Here is a 17747-nt window from a genome sequence, read left to right as displayed (position 1 = left end):
TGATTTTAATGAGCAAATTTAAAAATTTCATTCACCGTATTAAAAATAAATTTTAAAATTCATAAAGGAAATATAAAGTAGGGTGTCGTATATGTGCTGTAAGAGGAAACTTTTTACCAACTAAGCATATAATTCAATTAGACCGACAGTCGGTCAATTAAGAAGGAGAACATGAATGAGAATTGTAAAGGAGTATGAAGAGCGTAGAAATGAGATTTTAGAAACAGCTGAAAAATTATTCGTTACAAAAGGCTATACGAAAACAACAGTAAATGACATTTTAAAAGAAATCGGTATAGCGAAAGGAACATTCTATCACTATTTTAAGTCGAAAGAAGAAGTGATGGATGAAATCATAATGAGGATTATTAAAGCGGATGTTGCTAAAGCGAAAGCAATCGTCTCTAATCCCAATATTCCAGTTTTAGATAAGTTATTTCGAATTTTAATGGAACAATCACCAAAATCAGGGGATATAAAAGAGAAAATGATTGAACAATTTCATCAACCAAATAATGCGGAAATGCATCAAAAAAGTTTGGTGCAATCAATTATATACTTATCTCCCGTGTTAACAGAGGTTTTAAAGCAAGGAATCGAAGAGGGGATATTTTCTACCCCATATCCTCAAGAAACGATTGAATTATTAATTTCCTCAGCGCAAGTCATATTTGATGATGGATTATTTCAGTGGAAGCCTGAAGAAATGATGAGGAGAGCTATAGCTTATATTAAAATGATGGAAGCATCTGTTGGAGCGAAGGAAGGATCTTTTGATTATATGTTGGAGGTTTTAATCAAACAGAAATAGTAATTTTCTGTTTGATTACTATAGACCGACAGTCGGTCTAAATTGAATGAAAGGTGTGGGTATGATGTCAATTAGCACAAAATCTTCTATGAAAGATTTTCATTTAATGGTTACCGGGCAAATTATAACAATTTTAGGGTCGATGCTCTTGCGCTTTGCTTTGTCTTTATATGTGCTAGATATTACAGGGCGTGCAGATATATTTGCGGGATTATATGCAATAACGAGTATTCCATTTTTGTTGGCACCTCTCGGCGGGGCAATTGCAGATCGCTTTAATCGTCGTAATTTAATGGTTATCTTTGATTTTATAAACGCTGCGATTGTATTAGGTTTTATTGCTTTATTATTTAATGGCACTGTATCTATTATGTGGATTGGAATTGTTATGTTTCTATTAGCGGTTGTTAGTGCGATGTACGCCCCAGTTGTAATGGCAAGTATTCCGCAATTAGTACCAGAAAAAAAGCTAGAGCAATCGAACGGTATCGTAAATGGTGTGCAAGCATTATCAAATATTGTTGCACCCGTATTAGGAGGAGTATTATATGGCATAATTGGTTTGAAAGTGCTTGTCTTAATAAGTGGCCTTGCATTTTTTCTATCAGCAATATTAGAAATGTTTATTAAAATACCATTTATAAAAAGAATACAAGAAGATCATATCGTACCGACAATTGTAAAAGATATGAAAGAGGGATTTCTTTACGTTTTAAAGCAACCTTTTATTTTGAAGGCTATGTTACTTGCAGCTCTACTAAACTTAATTTTGACACCATTATTTGTTATTGGGGGACCGATTATATTACGAGTAACTATGCAAAGTAGTGATACGATGTACGGAATTGGGATGGGATTAATCGATTTTGCTACAATTTTAGGTGCATTGTCAATCGGTTTCTTTGCTAAAAAGCTGCAGATGAAAACACTGTATTATTGGATGTTCGTTATTGCTTTATTAGTTCTACCAATGGCGTTATCAGTTACACCATTTATCCTTAGTATGGGACATTATCCACCATTTATCCTCTTTATACTTTGTTCTATTTTTATCGCAATGATTATGACAATCGTCTCCATTTATGTAATTACCGTTGTACAAAAGAAAACACCGAATGAAAATTTAGGGAAAGTAATGGCAATCATAACAGCAGTGTCTCAATGTATGGCACCAATTGGGCAAATTGTATATGGTTTTATGTTTGAAGGGTTTAGTTTGAAAATTTATTTACCTATATTATGTATTAGTTTCATATTGATAATATTAGCTTTTGTAACTAAGAAAATATTACGGAATGAGGGGAACTAGTTTGATATGATTAGGCGAATGTTAAAAAGGGATTTCTCTCAAAATAAAATGATTTTTGTTATTTTATTTACGTTTATAATACTATCGTCTCTTTTAATGGCTAGTGCTTCAAGTATGGTTGTAAACCTGTTCAGTTCAATGGATCAGTTATTTAAACAATCAAATGCACCTCACTTCGTACAAATGCACGCTGGAGAAATAAATCAAAAATCAATTGATTCTTTTGTTGCGAAAACACCATTTGTAAAAGAACAGCAAACGGCTGAAACAATCCTAGTGAATGGATCTAATGTTTTCATAAAAAGTAAAGAGCATGCAGAACAAAATAGTGTAATGGATATAAGTTTCGTTAAACAAAACACTTCTTTTGATTTTCTATTAGATTTAAATAACAAAGTAATAGATGTTTCAAAAGGTGAAATTGGTGTGCCGATTTATTATATGCAAAAGTATGATTTGCATATTGGAGATAGAATATGGATTGTAAAAAATAATATTGAACTGGAATTTACAATTTCAACATTTGTTCGTGATGCTCAAATGAACCCATCAATTGTTAGTTCGAAACGATTCGTAATAAGTGATGAAGACTTAGAAAGAGTAAAAAGAAATGTTGGAGAAAGTGAATATCTTATTGAATTTCAGCTAACAGATTTAAATAAAATAAACGAATTTGAAAATATATACCAGTCATCGAACTTACCTCAAAAAGGACCCTCTATTACTTATTCTCTCTTTAAAACTCTCAATTCGTTAACTGATGGAATAATAGCAGCAGTACTTATGTTAATAAGTGCATTATTAATGCTAATCGCAATTTTATGTATTAGATTTACGATTATTATGTCTATGGAAGAAGATTATCGTGAAATAGGTGTTATGAAAGCGATCGGGATTCAAAATAAAGATATTCAAAAACTGTATGTAACTAAATATGTTGTTATTTCAGCTAGCGGCTGCATATGTGGATATATTCTTTCATTATTTGCTACAAAAGTCTTTACCACTAATATCGTACTTTATATGGGTGCGACAGATAAAGGTATTTTACATTATATCGTGCCCATGATGGCTACATTATTAATGTTAGTAGCTGTTATACTGTTCTGCCGACTTATTTTGCGGAATTTCAGGAGGATTACAGCGATGGATGCTTTAAGAATTAGAGATAGGATAGGAATAACAAAGTATAGTAAATCTTTTTCGCTCTATCAAACTAACATTTCAAATGTAAATATATTTCTTGGTATACAAGATGTAGTGAAGCGATTTAAGTTATATCGAGTATTAAGTGTTGTTTTAATAATAGCGGTGTTTATGATTATTGTTCCAGTTAACTTTTTGTATACAATTAAGTCACCGCAGTTTGTGAATTATATGGGGACAGGAAAAAGTGATATACGAATAGATTTACAGCAATCAGAAGATATAGAGAAACGATTTAAAGACGTATTATCGTATATACGAAACGATGATGATGTGAAAAAATACGCAGCATTTGTGACGAGTGCATTTAAATTGGTGAACGATGAGGGGGCATATGAAAATATAAATGTAGAAGTTGGAGATTTTACTAAATTTCCACTAGAGTATGTTGAAGGTATGGAACCAAAAAATGAAAATGAGATTGCTCTTTCTTATATGAACGCAAATGAATTAAAAAAGAATGTAGGTGATGAGTTAGTTCTAATGGTAGAAGGAAAAGAAAAAGAGCTAACTGTAAGTGGGATATATCAAGATGTGACGAATGGTGGAAAAACAGCTAAGGCGAACTTACCATATAACAAGGAAAATATATTATGGTTTATTGTAAATATAGATATAAAGCCTACAGTGAATATGCAAGATAAAATGAAAGAATATAAACAAAATTTTAATTCCGCGAAAATAACAGATACGGATGAATATTTGTCTCAAACTTTAGGAGAGACAATAAAACAATTACAACTTGTGACTCAAGTTGCAATTATGATTGCTATAACGATATCTATTTTAATTACTGCAATGTTTTTTAAAATGTTATTGGCAAAAGACTCCTCACAAATTTTAATTATGAGAAGTATCGGGTTTTCTTACAAAGATATTCGTATGCAATATGTAACTCGTTCTATTGCCATTGTATTAATTGGTATCGTAACAGGAACATTTATAGCTGCTACGTTTGGAGAAATGCTAGTAAGTTTGTTAGGTTCCTTTATGGAAGCTGCTCACATAAAGTTTGTAGTCAATCCGGTCGTTTCTTATGTAATATGTCCAGCTATTCTGTTTATAGCAGTATCCGCAACAACACTTTTCAGTAGTTTTACTGTGAAACAAACAAATGATTTAAAAGTAAATGGAGAATAGGAGGTGTGTAAATTGAAAAAAATTTAGAAGTAAAACAATTAAATAAAATATATTCAATAGATGGAAATAGATTTTGCCACGTGCTTAAAAATATAGATTTAGAGATTAATGAAGGAGAGTTTGTATCGGTCATGGGACCTTCTGGTTCTGGAAAATCGACGTTACTTTATAATATTAGTGGTATGGATCGGATGACTTCAGGAAGTGTGAAAGTTGCTAGTAAAGATATATCATTTATGAATGGGGAATCGTTAGCAAAATTACGGCTCAGCGAAATGGGATTTATTTTTCAGCAGAGCAATCTTCTTAGAAATTTGAATCTTTTTGATAATATAGTTTTGCCTGCGTATTTAGCAAAAGTTGAGAGTAGGAAAATAATAAATAAACGTGCACTTGAGTTGATGAAGAAAACGGGAATTAGTCAAATTGCAACTAATAATATAACTGAAGCATCAGGAGGACAATTACAAAGGGTATCTATTTGTAGAGCGCTCATAAATAAACCTAATATTATTTTTGCTGACGAACCAACGGGTGCTTTGAATTTAAAAGCGACAGAAGAGGTAATGAATATTTTAGCAAATATAAATCGTACGAGAACTACAATTATGCTAGTTACTCATGATGTAAAGGTAGCAGCTAAAACAGAAAGAGTTCTTTTTATGGTGGACGGAGAAATTGTTAGCGAAATAAGAATGGGTAAGTATAGGAACAATGATTTGAAAGAGCGAGAAGAGAAGCTGTTAAAATGGTTGACAGAAATGGGATTTTAATAATCTTTTAGTATGAATTTAAAAGAATATGTATCATTAGCTCCTATTGTAATTAGGAGTTTTTTCTTTGTCTAAATGTCTAAAATTAGATATAATAATTTTCTGAATATTTAAAAGGAGTGGTTTTAATGAAAAATGAAACGTTACGCACACAAGAAGATATTTTAAAAATGTTGGATTCATTATTAAGACCTGCAGAACCGTTTTGGAATGAATTTTATGCGAATAGAGAAAAGGATGTTCCGTTTTTTGAGAATGTTCCAGATGAGAACCTAGTTTCGTATATACAAAAAGAATGGGTTTCCAAGGGGAAAGTGTTGGAGCTTGGATGTGGTCCAGGAAGAAATGCGATTTATTTAGCGACTGAGGGATTTGATGTAACAGCGGTGGATTTGTCTAAAGAAGGCATTAGTTAGGCGAAAGAGAGGGCATTAGAAAAAGGAATAGAAATTCACTTTATTTGTGATTCAATTTTTAATTTAGATGCTCAAAATGAATTTGATTTTGTATACGATTCGGGTTGTTTGCATCACATTCCGCCGCATAGAAGAATGAATTATGTGGATTTAATTAAGAACTCATTAAAATCGGGTGGTTATTTCGGATTAACATGTTTTGCAACAGGTGATTTAGATGAGCGAAATGGATCAGAAATAACTGATTGGGACGTATATAGAGGTTGGAGTTTACAAGGTGGACTTACATATTCAGAAGAAAAATTAAGAGAGATATTTAAAGAATTTGAAGTAATTGAAATACGAAAGATGAAACAAATTGAACAGCCGAATGAACTGTTTGGAGAATCATTTCTTTGGACAGCATTATTTAAAAAGAAATAAAAAGATAATTGACAAACTCATCGTTTTTATAGACAATACACTTATAAGAATATATGTTCGGTTTTGTTATCCGATGTATGTTTTGCATAAATACATAACAAGGGGATGTCTCTAAATGAGTAACACAAATCAAAAAATCACTACATTTTTAATGTTTGAGGGCAATGCTGAGGACGCGATGAATTTTTACACGTCGCTATTCGATCAATCAGAAATTGTAAGTATCTCTCGTTACGATGCAAATGGACCTGGTAAAGAGGGAACTGTAATTCATGCAACTTTTACGTTAAATGGACAAGAGTTCATGTGTATTGATAGTTTTGTAAAGCATGATTTTACATTCACTCCAGCTATGTCTCTTTATGTAACTTGTGAAACGGAAGAAGAAATTGAAACGGTTTTTAATAAGTTAGCACAAGATGGAGCAATTCTTATGCCTTTAGGTTCCTATCCATTTAGTAAAAAGTTTGGCTGGTTAAATGATAAATATGGTGTGTCTTGGCAGTTAACTCTTTCTGAATAAAATAGAAAAAGTGTAGCTTATTTATTTAATAGGTTCAGTTAAGAGGTTGAAAATTAAAATAACATTAAAAAAGGCGTTCCAACTGTCAACAGGTATGGAACGCTTTTTTGTTGGTATATCAATCTTTTTTTGAAATTGGCAATTAAATATCGCTAATGTGTTTCTAAAGGTCAATGACTGTTGCACAAATGCCTTTATGTAGCAAGACTGTCCATTAGGGAAAAGTTACATTTATGAAAACTTTACCCCAAGGTATGCCTATTAAACCTTGACCAACCTTCGGATATATTACAATTTTTGCATGACCTATAAAACCAAGAATGGTCAAAAATTGACTCCCGAACAACGGATTGGTTGACTGATAAGAAGTTTTCCGTGAAAGAGATCGTTTATTTTAAATGAATTGAATAGTTGTTGAATTTTGTGTCTATTTAGAATTTTTTTATAGTTACTTTCATTTATCTGTTAAAATAAATATAGACAACTATATATTTACTATCTGGTAGGTTAATAGAAAAAGGGAATGTATAAACAGTTAATAATCTTACACTTAAATTGCAACTAGATCGTTAGGAGGAATAATCATAATAGATACTACACAACAAAATAGTAACGCATGGGATAAGAAGGTTGAAGAAGGCTCTAGATACACTCAGCCTGTAAGTAGCGAGGTTATTGAAAGAAGTAAATCAGGTGAATGGGAAATCACGGTCACCACGGAAAAATCAGTTCCTAGAGATTGGTTTCCAAAGTCATTAGAGGGATTAAAGATACTTTGTTTAGCATCAAGGTGGAGGGCAACAAGCACCAGTTCTGGCTGCTGCTGGAGCAGATGTAACAGTTACTGATATATCTAAGAAGCAATTGGAGCAAGGTGAAAAGGTAGCAAAACGGGATGGTTTGACTTTAAAAACAGTACAAGGAGATATGTCAGACCTTAGTGATTTTGAAGATGAATATTTTGATATTGTCGTAAATCCTGTTTCTAATTTGTTAGTAAAAGATGTTCATCTTGTATGGAATGAAGTTTCAAGGGTTTTAAAGAATAAAGGTATTCTTATTTCTGGATTTACAAACCCTTTACTATGGATTTTTGATGACAACAAAGAACGAAAAGGTATTCTCGATGTTAAACATTCAATACCTTCATCAACATTGGATTATTTACCAGAGGGTGAGGTTCAAGATTACATCAATTCAAATCAAACAATAGAATACGCACATACTCTAGAAGACCAAATCCAAGGTCAAATTGAAGCTGGCTTTGTTATAACGGGCCTTTATGAGGATGATTTTGGTGGAACAAGGATATTAGATAAGCATATTAAAACTTTTATTGCTACAAAAGCTATAAAGTTAAAGGTTGATTAAGAATTTTGGCTTGTTACACGGGGCTTTAGCCAAAGAAGGGTCTTAAAAACAGTAAAAGTTCAATATATGTCAAAAAGGATGGCACTTGCCATCCTTTTTCGTGAGTATTTTGAGTGTCAAAACAAGTTGTATCCCTCTTAACTGAAGCCGTAATATAAATAGGCCACGCTTTTTTATATTAAGAATTTTGCTTGCCGAATCTTTTTCCAAGTTTAGCTAACAGCTCAGGTTGATCCCCTTGGCTCATTACAACTTCAATAAAGATAAGTCGATCCATATTAAAAGTTATTTTAGATAAGACTTCTACCAACTCTGTTTCATTTTTTACTTTAAATGTGAGACTTTTTTCTTCTGATCCGAATACGTTTGGAAATTTATCATAATCCCACATTTGTATATCATTATACGGTTGATTTGGGCCGTGAATCGCACGTTCAACAGTATATCCATTATTATTGATTAAAAATATAATTGGTTTTAAATTGTGATGTAGTATAGTAGATAGCTCTTGAACAGTTAACTGAAAAGAGCCATCACCAATAATTAAAATGTTCCGTCGTGATAAATCAGCGAGCTGTGTTCCAAGTAGAGCAGGTAATGTATAACCGATGGATCCCCATAATGGTTGCCCTACGTATGTAGTGTTGTTTGGTAAAGGGATAGAGGCGCTACCAAAGAAAGGTGTTCCTTGTTCTGCAATTAAGACATCGTTTTCTTTTAAAAAATGATACATTTGTTGCCAAAAACGTTTTTGCGTAACCATTTGTACTTTTGGATTGAAATCTTCAGTTATAGATGACGATTCTGAGATAAATGGCTTAATTTCAAGATTTTCTTCATTACGATGCTCGATTGAATCGCTTAAATGTTGTAAAACATCTTGCATAAGAACAGGCCCGTATTTTTTATCTATAATTTTCACAGTATAGGGATGTATTTCAATAACTTGCTCTTTCGTAAAACCCTGTGTAAATCCGCCAGTAATAGTATCAGTCAATTTCACACCGATACTAATGATACAGTCAGATTCATCAATTCTGTTTCGTAAGTAGGCTGAGCTAACATCACCACTATAAATCCCTATAAATTGAGGGTGTTTTTCAGGGAATATACCTTTTCCCATACTTAACGTTGCGATAGGAAACCCCGTTTTTTCTACGAAATGCTGTAAATCTTCTTCAGCATGAAATCGGGTCACTTCAAAATCTGCTAAAATAACAGGTTTTTTTGCACTATTTATTTTTGAAGTGGCATGTAGAAGCATTTTATCCAATGCTTCTTTATTACTTAAAATGGGTTTGTTTAAAATTGGTTCCGTAGGTTTATTAATTGGCTTATTATATACATCAATCGGTAAATTAATATGAACTGGACGTTTTTCATTCCAACATGCACGAAGTACACGGTCAATTTCCTCAGCGGCATGTTCAGGGGTTAAATTTGTTTGTGCTACTGTGATCTCACGATACATATTTGAAAAGTGATCGAACTTTCCATCACCTAAAGTATGATGCACGAGTTCTCCATTTTCCATTACCTTTGTTGTTGGCGTACCAGTTATTTTTATAACAGGAACGTTTTCTGCATATGAACCAGCAATGCCGTTAATTGCGCTTAATTCTCCAACACCAAAAGTGGTAATAAGAGCAGCTATGCCTTTTATACGAGAATATCCATCTGCTGCATATGCAGCATTTAATTCATTGCAATTTCCAATCCATTCTAAATTTTTATGTGCAATCACATCATCTAAAAAGGCAAGATTATAATCACCAGGAACACCAAATATATGCTCAATTCCTAATTCGTGTAGTCGATCTAATAAATATGTACTTACAGTGTATTGCATTTTCATGTGAATCATCTCCTAGTTATTTTAGGTTATTGTAATTAACTATTAAACACACTCAAAAAGGTTAAGTGCCTTGATTAAAATATTCATTACTGAATTGTGGTATAATTTACATGTAGGGGGAAAGTAGATGACACAACATAAAGAAGAACAGATGAATGAAGCATTAGCATTATTTTACTTTGCATATAAAACTTTCACAGAAAAACCAGATGAAATTATAAAAGAATACGGTATACAGCGTGTACATCATAGAATACTGTTTTTTATTGCTCGTTTTCCAGGGATTAGTGTAAATGAGCTGCTATCGCTGTTAGAAATAAGTAAACAAGCTCTTCACGGACCATTACGCCAACTGTTAGAAAAGGGACTGATTGAGAGTAATGAAGCTACACATGATCGTCGTGTGAAACAGCTATCTTTAACAGAAAATGGTGCAGATTTAGAGAGAAAGCTGAGCGATGTTCAAAGACAGCAAATGGGAGCTATTTTTTCAAAGTTCGGCGGAGCTTGTGAAGACAATTGGCATCAAGTTATGAATGAAATGGCGAATAGTCGTTCAGGTTTTGATGCATGGATGTCGAAAAGGGAAATACCAGGCGATCAAAAATAACGAGAAAAAATATCTGTTTTTATAGTGTGAAAAAGAACAAATTTTATCCATGCATTTGGCAAATATGGATAAATCATAGTATGTATGGATAAAAAAATTACATTGCCAAAAACTTTATATGTGTACGTATTGGAACATTAAAAATTCATATTTCCGAGAGGGGAATTATAATGATAAAACTTGTACTTATTCGTCACGGACAAAGTTTATGGAATTTAGAAAATCGATTTACAGGATGGACAGATGTAGATTTATCAGAGAATGGGTTAAGTGAAGCAAGAGAAGCAGGGGCAATATTAAAGGAAAACGGATATACTTTCGATGTTGCTTATACATCTGTGTTAAAACGAGCAATCCGGACTTTATGGATTGTTCTGCATGAAATGGATCTTACTTGGGTGCCTATACATAAATCATGGAAATTAAACGAAAGGCATTATGGAGCACTACAAGGATTAAATAAAGAAGAAACTGCAAAGAAATATGGAGAAGAACAAGTTCATATATGGAGAAGAAGTGTTGATGTGAGACCACCTGCTCTTACTGAAGATGATCCTCGATATGAGGCGGATGACCCAAGATATAAAACACTCAAAAAAGGTGAATTTCCATTAACTGAATGTTTAGAGGATACGGAAAAAAGAGTACTTGATTATTGGCATTCAGAAATTGCGCCGTCATTAAAAAATGGTGAAAAAGTAATTATTTCATCACACGGTAATACAATTCGTTCGCTAGTAAAATACTTAGATAATCTTTCAAGTAATGGAGTAGTATCATTAAATATTCCGACTAGCATTCCGCTCGTTTATGAACTAAACGAAAATTTACGTCCGATTCGTCATTATTACTTAAGTATGGACGGAGAAGTACCTGAAGGGGAAATTCCGAAACATATTTCTTTTTAACATGAAAATTTGAAACGCATGCTTGTCTACATATACAATGTAGATTCATGATAAAAGACGTGGCCTCTTTCTAATGTATATGCGATGTAGCTAATTTTAGAAGGTTGTCCACGTCTTTTGTCATAAAGAGAGCTGCTTGCGCATGTAATGATATCGTGAGTAGTTTTTGAATGGAGGGTGATGTGATTGACGATCTCTAACATTCGAATCGGCTTATTTATTCTAGCAATCGTCTTTGTCGTTCTTATTTTCTTTTATTGGAAAAATGAAGAATTGTATGAGGAGAAGAAACAACGAATTCGAAAAACTTGGTATGGATTATTCATAACATCAGTCACAGTTTATTTCATGATAAAAGGAATCGATTTAACCCTCTGGAAAAACTTATTAATGTTCACCGCGATGGTAATTTTCGTTGATATTGCATTCATTTTGACACCTAACATTTCAGAAATATGGGGTGCGAAATTTAGCGATATCGGAAAGACGGTCCAATCAATTAAACGGTCATTAATTGCTTCAAAAGCGAGGGGAGAAATATACACGACAATTATTCAAAATGTAAATCCAGCAGTATTCGGTACAATGGAATGGCATACGGAAGAGGCATATACAAAAAGTCTAAACGAATTTTTAGATTCATATGGGGAAAAAGTTGGAGCGAAAATTGTTGTATTTGAAGCAGCGAATGAATTAAATACGAATTTCCGTGGTATTCGCTCTCAATTTAGTATTACAATACCTTTAGAATATATAGAGCAATTGAATGAACAAAAAGCAGTTCAAGTAGAGAACGTTGGGATTATACCAGCAAAAATAGTTAGTGATGTTTTCATTGTTATTGATGGGAAGAAGAATAATCTACAAGATCGAGATTTTGAAAATGTATATAATTTAACAATACATCATAGTTATTTTAGTAAATAAGGACAGAATCGTTTTCTGTCCTTTTCTTCTATACATAAATTCCGAACAAAATCCGACAAAGTTGAATAAAATGGGACAATCATTCCTACACTAGCACGTAGAGGTGATTGTAGTGATAAAAGATTATGACAATGATTTTTTTAAAGAAGAAAATGAAGATACAACAGATTTTTCTTTAATAAAAGGAGATACTTTACAACAAGTAGAAGAGTTAGAAGAAGAATTAAAAAGAAAATCATAAGTGTACACTCTGTCTGCATTTGCTATATAATATAAATACAAGGTTGTATCTTTTTATAAAGGGGGAGAAGAGATGGCAGAATTAAATGTACAAAAATCTTCGTTTTTTAAAGAAAAAAAAGAAGAAGCTAATACAGATTTCTCTCTTGTGAAAGGTGCATTAACGGAAAATATAAATCGGTTAGAAAAGCTTATGAATAATAATAGTTCGAAATATATACAAGTGAAAAAAATAAAAGAAAATGCATAGAGCATTTTCTTTTATTTTTTATTCCGTTATTTGTGGATTAGTTTCAATTTAGTTAACATTAAACTTTCCTTTTACTTTTTTAGGTAAATCTGCTTCCTGAATTTCCTCATAGGATTTCACTTCAATAGATGATATTTCATTCTTATCTTTATCCTCTTGATCTACATAAAGGCGTAAAAACGCGTTTTCATTTAATTTATGGTCGTTTTCTTTTTTTGTACTTCTAAATGTAATTTGTTTTTTCACTCCGTCTTCATCATATGCGGGCAACGTGTAGTTCCGTAAGCTTCTACCTTCTACTTTTTCGATAGCGCCTTCGCCTTTTATCTGCACGTAATATACATCTTTACCAATTCTATTCAGTGATGCTCTCTCACAGCCGATAGTAAAACTAGTAAATAATAAACATAGTGTAAGAATAGCTGAAAACTTTTTCATTTTCTTTATCTCCTTCAATTTGTTTCTTTGAAAAGTATACGACTATTTTCTTATTAGAAAAATTGATTTTGATTACAACACCCTTACAATGTTGTAAGAGTATAAGGTATAGAATGAAGAAGGATTAAATTGAACCGTTCATAACAAATTTTAAAACGTTTAAAGAAAGGTAAAATAATGAATCATGGTATAATAATAAAGGACTTACATAATATTTTTTTATTTTGAGAGGAGCTTGAAAAATGTATTCTACTTTAGAACAATTAACAAAGCACCCTGTATTTTATCATTTTGCAGAAATTTCAAAGATTCCTAGAGGGTCAGGTAATGAAAAGGAAATTAGTGATTATTTAGTGAGTTTTGCGAAAGAGCGTAACTTAGAAGTGATTCAAGATGAAGCATTAAATGTCATTATTAAAAAAGAAGCAACTGCTGGCTATGAAAATGTTCCAGCTATTATCATTCAGGGGCATTCTGATATGGTATGCGAAAAAAACCAGGCAACAGTTCATGATTTTGAGAAAGATCCGATTGAACTAAGAATTATTGGAGATATGTTATATGCAAACGAAACAACTTTAGGTGCTGATAACGGTATCGCAGTTGCATATGCATTAGCTTTATTAGATTCAACAGAAATTCCGCATCCAGCTTTAGAAGTTGTCATTACAACGGAAGAAGAAACGACAATGGGTGGAGCTTTCGCTGTTGATCCAAATCATTTTGACGGAAAGATTTTTATTAATATCGATTCTGAAGAAGACCATAAATTACTTGTAAGTAGCGCAGGTGGTGCGAAAGCGGTTGAAACAATTTCGGTAATTTGGGATGAGGCACCAATGGATATGGACGCATACCGTCTATATGTCGGAGGACTTAAGGGCGGACATTCTGGTATGGAAATTGATAAACAACGCGGAAATGCGAACAAAGTACTAGGACGAGTTTTACGTGATTTATCAACTAACATTCAATTTAATATAAGTGAGGTTCACGGCGGTCTAAAAACAAACGCAATTCCGCGTGAAAGTGTAGCTACAATTGTATTACGTCCAGAAGATGTAGAGAAAGTAGAAGAAAAGCTAGAATCATGGACACGAGTGTTACAAGAAGAAATGCGTGCTGTTGATCCAGATGTTCATGTTACACTTACAAAATTGGATGAGAAAATAGAAAAAGTATTTGCTAAAGAAACACAAAAGCAGCTTATTTCATCATTATTCTTAATTCCAAATGGTATTCAAAGTATGAGCATGGATATTAAAGGTCTTGTAGAAAGTTCAACAAATTTAGGAGTAATTGAAACATTGCAAGATGAAATTAAATTACGAAACGAAGTAAGAAGTTCTGTAAGTAGTTTAAAACAACATATTGCAGATGAAATTAAATATATTGCCGAATTAGTTGGTGCAAGATTTGAAAAAGAGTCAGAGTATCCAGAATGGCCATACAATCCAAACTCGCAGATTCGCAATTTATTTGAAAAAGTGCATAAAGAGAAATACAACAAAGATGCTGAAATCTTCGCTGTACATGCAGGAATTGAATGTAGTGTATTCGTTCAAAAAATGCCTGAATTAGATGCGATTTCATTTGGACCGGATATTTTCAATGTCCATACTCCAGATGAACATATTAGTATTTCTTCTGTTGTGAATAACTGGGGATTCTTCGTTGATGTAATGAAGGGGACGAAAGAGTTAGCTAAGTAATAAACGATGAAATGAAAAGCAGACTATAAAAAATGAACTAATTCCATAACGTTAGACTGCGTATTTCATTCGCCATCCTTTAGGGCATGAGTTCGGTATTCAACCGACTCATGCCTTTTAATTTTGACTTAACCCGATTGTGATAATAATGGATACATTTTTCAAACTCTTGTTTAAAGTGTTCTATACTCTCAAACGCTGTTAAATAAACAATAATTAGATTGAATAATACCAAAGAAATATTCAAGCTTTCTCTATCTGTATTTAACCTAGAATACAAAATTCTTTCATTTTTATTACCGGCTATATTTGAAAAAATAGTATGTTTTTTATCTCAAATTAATTATATCTATAAATTTAAGAAAAATTCTGTTATAAGATGCATCAGTGCAAGTTATTAAATTCTTTATCGGATTTATGTCAGTTACAGTCATATATCTAGTAAGCAAATGACCATCTCTATAATAAGTAATCAATATCTTCTCTTCAGAAAGAAATGAACATAATAACTTGTTTTCAATAATTTCTTGTTCGTCTTGGGTTAATGTAGGGCGCTCCACTTTTGTTTGTTTTTTAACAATCTTACCAATACCGATGAATTTCTTCGGTACCGAAGCGAATGGAGTCCGCTTAACCATTTCTTTTCCTTTTGGCATATTTGTATCGTTCATGCTATATATCTCCCTAATTGCTATTAATAACTGTATCATTATATCAAATTTTGGAGATGTTGGGATTGTTTATGTAATTATAAAATAAACATTTTATATTTCGCCATTTATTTTGCAACCTTTTCGAATAAACGACTGTCTTTATTTGAAAATAAAGGTGCATCTATAAACCCATAATGATAAACTAAAATACCTAATTCCACTCTAGAATTAATATGCCATTTCTCTTTAATATGATTAATAATCGTTGAAATTCTTCTAGGGCTAACATATATTTTACTGGAAATTTCTGCATCCGTTAATCCTTGTGCTACATAAATAGCCACTTCTAACTCTCTTTCGGTTAACATTTTGTTCATAAAATAAGCTCCTCCGAAATGATTAAAATAAAAATCAAAAGAAACTATTATTTGAAATAAAGCTAAAAATCATATTCAATACCCTTTATTCCTTTTAAGTGTAATAATTTCTCTCATTGCGATACAAGTTTGTAAAAGAAACTATAAATCAATATAATTAGTAATTGCAACTATACTAATTTTACATTACATTAAAAGTTAGAAAATATTCTTATACTCATAAATTGTTAAATTTGAGGGGGAGAAATGGAATTCTACAATCTCGGTAGTGTTATTAAAGAACTTAGAAAGAAAAGAAATATATCACAATCTGAATTATGTCATGGAATATGTTCACAAAGTCAAATTAGTAAGATAGAAAAAGGTATTATTTATCCATCTAGCATATTGTTGTATCAATTATCTGAAAGACTTGGTATTGATCCGAATTATATATTTGCGCTAACTCAAAACAAAAAATTAAAATATGTAGAAAATGTAAAATGTGTAATAAGAGATTGCATAAAGCAAAAACAATATAAAGAACTTTATGAAATAGTGAAAAAAGAGAAAAACGAAAATAATTTCCAGTCAAAAGAAGATAAACAATTTCTAATATGGCATGAAGCAATTGCTATATTTAGGGTGAATAGATCAACAAAAACTGCTTTAAATCTTTTAAATAATGCATTACAACTAACTTTAACCAATGCTGATTTTTTATCAGAAAGAGAAATAGATATTATGCAGACATTGTCTATATTTCATGGGGAAAACAAAGAATACGAAAAAAGTATTAATATATCAAGAAAATGTTTAACTAATTTTAATAAGTTAGATTTTCCTAGAGATAAAGAAATTAAATTAAAAATCATTTTTAATTTAGCAAAAACTTTAGGCCAGACAAATCAACATGAAGAAGCAATAAAATACAGTGATATTGGTATCAAATTAGCTATTAATCTAAATACTTTCTACCTATTAGGTGAATTATACTATGGAAAAGCTTGGAATTTATTGCGACTTAAACAACCTAATGAAGAAGATGTTGCTAATAACATGAAAAAAGCATTATTTATATTTGAACTAACAGAAAAAGAACATTATATAAAAATGATTAGAGAAAAATATATTGAAAAACAAGAATAAAAAAGAGACAACTTTGATATGAACTATCCTTTATTGTAATTTATTTTTCGAAAAAATTGCTGTAATACGAACTATTCCGTATTGAGGTTTACTGTTAAACTAATTGCTGTAATAGTAGATAAAAATAAAGGGTGGCATTTTATGAAATCAAGAGGGATTACTCGTAAAGCAGATAGCATGGGGCGTATTGTTATTCCAATGGAAATAAGACGGAGTTTAGGAATTGTAGAAAAAGATGCTCTAGAAATGTTTGTGGAAGAGGATCAGATTATTTTGCGGAAATATCAATCTTCACAAGCTTGTGCAATCACAGGTGATATTTCAGACAGGAATATATCGTTAGCGAATGGGAAGATTGTTGTAAGTCCAGAGGGAACAGAACTGTTAATAAAGAAGTTACAGCAATATCTTTTAAAATAAAAGATAAGTAAGAACTTTAAAATAAAATATACTTGTAAAGAAAGTCCTCTATCATTCAGGGGACTTTTTTTATTATAAACACACGTTGTTTAATTGTTACAAATAGAGGGAACCAACCAAAAAATTTAAAATAAGAAAAGTCACCTTAAATAAGATACGAGGTTATTAAATCGAGAAAGAAATTAGTTTTAAAGCTTTAAAATAAAAGGAAAATGTTGAACAGTTTATTATTTTATACATAAATATTAATTTAAGGA

General features: G+C 31.8%; 17 protein-coding genes and 2 pseudogenes. 15 read left to right on the top strand and 4 right to left on the bottom strand.

Going from position 1 to position 17747, the window contains the following annotated elements; translation table 11 throughout:
* The first annotated feature begins 175 nt into the window (after positions 1–175).
* The 7 genes and pseudogenes from MR109_RS16110 to MR109_RS16080 all read left to right on the top strand — a co-directional run bounded on the left by MR109_RS16110 (position 176) and on the right by MR109_RS16080 (position 7972).
* On the top strand, positions 176–811 hold the full coding sequence (locus MR109_RS16110) for a TetR/AcrR family transcriptional regulator (RefSeq protein ID WP_048374524.1): 636 nt from the start codon (positions 176–178) through the stop codon (positions 809–811).
* A gap of 61 nt (positions 812–872) precedes the next feature.
* A complete protein-coding gene (locus MR109_RS16105; RefSeq protein WP_277931040.1) occupies positions 873–2120 on the top strand; it encodes an MFS transporter in 1248 nt (415 codons plus the stop codon).
* 6 nt (positions 2121–2126) lie between these two features.
* Complete coding sequence (locus tag MR109_RS16100; protein WP_242272993.1) at positions 2127–4466, top strand: ABC transporter permease; 2340 nt, start codon at positions 2127–2129, stop codon at positions 4464–4466.
* A gap of 11 nt (positions 4467–4477) precedes the next feature.
* Positions 4478–5239, top strand: coding sequence for an ABC transporter ATP-binding protein (locus tag MR109_RS16095; RefSeq protein WP_242273168.1), 762 nt, complete (start codon positions 4478–4480; stop codon positions 5237–5239).
* A gap of 128 nt (positions 5240–5367) precedes the next feature.
* A pseudogene (locus MR109_RS16090) lies at positions 5368–6078 on the top strand (class I SAM-dependent methyltransferase).
* 115 nt (positions 6079–6193) lie between these two features.
* Positions 6194–6601, top strand: a complete 408-nt coding sequence (locus MR109_RS16085; protein WP_178939947.1) for a VOC family protein — start codon at positions 6194–6196, stop codon at positions 6599–6601.
* Positions 6602–7188: 587 nt separating this feature from the next.
* Positions 7189–7972 (top strand): annotated as a pseudogene (locus tag MR109_RS16080) (class I SAM-dependent methyltransferase).
* 178 nt (positions 7973–8150) lie between these two features.
* On the opposite strand, the gene MR109_RS16075 reads toward MR109_RS16080, so the two are convergent.
* On the bottom strand, positions 8151–9827 hold the full coding sequence (locus MR109_RS16075) for an alpha-keto acid decarboxylase family protein (protein WP_242272989.1): 1677 nt from the start codon (positions 9825–9827) through the stop codon (positions 8151–8153).
* A 127-nt stretch (positions 9828–9954) separates the two neighbouring features.
* Here MR109_RS16075 and MR109_RS16070 point away from each other — a divergent pair, with 127 nt between their 5' ends.
* From MR109_RS16070 to spoIISB, 5 genes are all read left to right on the top strand, one after another.
* Entirely contained in the window at positions 9955–10437 is a 483-nt protein-coding gene (locus MR109_RS16070; RefSeq protein ID WP_242272987.1) for a MarR family winged helix-turn-helix transcriptional regulator, read from the top strand.
* A gap of 170 nt (positions 10438–10607) precedes the next feature.
* The gene (gpmA, locus tag MR109_RS16065) at positions 10608–11345 is read left to right on the top strand and encodes a 2,3-diphosphoglycerate-dependent phosphoglycerate mutase (RefSeq protein WP_098475290.1); all 738 of its coding nucleotides are present in this window, start codon (positions 10608–10610) and stop codon (positions 11343–11345) included.
* Between the two features lie 186 nt (positions 11346–11531).
* Entirely contained in the window at positions 11532–12272 is a 741-nt protein-coding gene (locus MR109_RS16060) for a type II toxin-antitoxin system SpoIISA family toxin (RefSeq protein ID WP_048374512.1), read from the top strand.
* A 112-nt stretch (positions 12273–12384) separates the two neighbouring features.
* Positions 12385–12513, top strand: a complete 129-nt coding sequence (locus tag MR109_RS16055; protein ID WP_002171984.1) for a hypothetical protein — start codon at positions 12385–12387, stop codon at positions 12511–12513.
* A 72-nt stretch (positions 12514–12585) separates the two neighbouring features.
* The gene (spoIISB, locus tag MR109_RS16050) at positions 12586–12762 is read left to right on the top strand and encodes a stage II sporulation protein SB (RefSeq protein WP_098308070.1); all 177 of its coding nucleotides are present in this window, start codon (positions 12586–12588) and stop codon (positions 12760–12762) included.
* 48 nt (positions 12763–12810) lie between these two features.
* Here the strand turns inward: spoIISB and MR109_RS16045 are convergent, their stop codons facing one another.
* Positions 12811–13200: a YxeA family protein gene (locus MR109_RS16045; protein ID WP_242272985.1), complete on the bottom strand. Its 390-nt coding sequence runs from the start codon at positions 13198–13200 to the stop codon at positions 12811–12813.
* Positions 13201–13442: 242 nt separating this feature from the next.
* Here MR109_RS16045 and pepD point away from each other — a divergent pair, with 242 nt between their 5' ends.
* Positions 13443–14912, top strand: a complete 1470-nt coding sequence (gene pepD / locus MR109_RS16040) for a beta-Ala-His dipeptidase (protein WP_242272983.1) — start codon at positions 13443–13445, stop codon at positions 14910–14912.
* A 329-nt stretch (positions 14913–15241) separates the two neighbouring features.
* On the opposite strand, the gene MR109_RS16035 is transcribed toward pepD, so the two are convergent.
* Both MR109_RS16035 and MR109_RS16030 read right to left on the bottom strand, forming a co-directional pair.
* Entirely contained in the window at positions 15242–15583 is a 342-nt protein-coding gene (locus tag MR109_RS16035) for a YolD-like family protein (protein ID WP_002171988.1), read from the bottom strand.
* A 107-nt stretch (positions 15584–15690) separates the two neighbouring features.
* Positions 15691–15942: a response regulator transcription factor gene (locus tag MR109_RS16030; RefSeq protein WP_098308076.1), complete on the bottom strand. Its 252-nt coding sequence runs from the start codon at positions 15940–15942 to the stop codon at positions 15691–15693.
* 246 nt (positions 15943–16188) lie between these two features.
* On the opposite strand from MR109_RS16030, the gene MR109_RS16025 reads away from it, so the two are divergent.
* On the top strand, positions 16189–17070 hold the full coding sequence (locus MR109_RS16025) for a helix-turn-helix domain-containing protein (protein WP_242272981.1): 882 nt from the start codon (positions 16189–16191) through the stop codon (positions 17068–17070).
* A 141-nt stretch (positions 17071–17211) separates the two neighbouring features.
* Positions 17212–17490 carry an AbrB/MazE/SpoVT family DNA-binding domain-containing protein gene (locus tag MR109_RS16020; protein ID WP_002171992.1) on the top strand — a complete coding sequence of 93 codons (279 nt, stop codon included), beginning with the start codon at positions 17212–17214 and terminating at the stop codon, positions 17488–17490.
* The last annotated feature ends 257 nt before the right edge of the window (positions 17491–17747 follow it).

Origin of the sequence: Bacillus cereus group sp. BfR-BA-01310, from assembly GCF_022664325.1 — a bacterium.
Taxonomy (GTDB): domain Bacteria; phylum Bacillota; class Bacilli; order Bacillales; family Bacillaceae_G; genus Bacillus_A; species Bacillus_A paramycoides.
Note: the sequence above shows the minus strand (reverse complement) of the source record. Positions and strands in the feature narration are given on the sequence as shown.